The sequence below is a fragment of the Roseateles albus genome, from assembly GCF_028595345.1.
In the GTDB taxonomy this organism is placed as follows: domain Bacteria; phylum Pseudomonadota; class Gammaproteobacteria; order Burkholderiales; family Burkholderiaceae_C; genus Paucibacter_A; species Paucibacter_A albus.
In genome coordinates, this window is the sequence record NZ_JAQQXT010000039.1 from 1 (window position 1) to 1,101 (window position 1,101).

Sequence of the window (1,101 nt, forward strand, 5' to 3'; positions counted from 1 at the left end):
ACTGCGCCGTGACCTTGGCCTGCCCGCGGTGATTCAGCCGGGTCAATCGCTTGTTGTGGCGCAGGTTGGCAAATACGGGCTCCACGGTGCCGAGGCGTTGGCTGTACAACTGGCGACCCCGGGGCGAGTCAATGGCCTGGCGCATGCGTTCGCTGGGATGGTTGGGGTCTGGCGCCTTGGGCAGGAAGCGACTGACCTGGCGGCCTCGCAGCACTGGGCCCGTCTCATCTTGCCCTCGGCTCTTGATGCACTGCTGGCGTAGCGCGCAACTGCCGCAGTCCGTCGCGTTGGCGATATAGGTCTGGTAGGGCTGACCACTGGCCGAGGTGTGGATGCCGCCTCGACTGATCAAGACCTGGCCCGCCGGGCAAATGGCCGTGTTGTCTGTGTCGTTGAAGCGGAAGTCCTTGGGCCGGAAGTGCTTGCCTTCTGGGGGCTGCTCGGTGGCTTGCTTGTCATACAGAGGATCAGGCTTTGCCTTGTGTTTATCTCGGCCCTCAAAGCGCTCGTCACGCTTGCGCATCTGGCCGTCGGCGATCAGCGCGGGGGTGTTGCTGTCATGCAGCTGCTGCACATTGGCATCGCTGTGATAGCCCGCATCGGCGGTGAACAAGGTGTTGGCGTCGCTCCACGGTTTCGCCTGCTCGATCATCGGCGCCAGCATGGCTTGCTCGGAGCCTGAGCCCACCACATCGGCTGCGACGATGATTTGGTTGGCATTGTCCACAGCCGCTTGGGCTGCGTAGCCCTGGATGACGCCCTTGTTGGTGGCCATCTTGGCACTGTCGGGGTCGGTGATATTGGACTTGAGCTCCTGGCCTTTGCTGTTCAAACGCTTGGGGTTGCTGGCCACGAAGTCCCGCGTGCGTGCCGCCTCTTGGCGCAGATCGTCGATGCGGGCTTGCCGCTTAGCCTCCAGGGGTTCCTGTGCACCCGCCTTGTCCTGCGCCTGGTGCAGCGCCAGGATCTTGTCGGCAGCCTTGTCCAGCCGATCGGCCCGGTGGCGCAGTTCTTCATGTGTTCCGCTGCGCTCTTTGCTGGCGTTGCTGGGGAGCTTGACGCCGTCGATGGCGAACATCTCGCGCCCGATCAGGCCCTGGG

The 1,101-nt window shown here is 63.8% G+C and carries 1 protein-coding gene; it reads right to left on the reverse strand.

Going from position 1 to position 1,101, the window contains the following annotated elements; genetic code table 11:
• The coding region (locus PRZ03_RS23800; protein WP_273602575.1) for a transposase at positions 1-1,101 on the reverse strand (1,101 nt) is incomplete at both ends.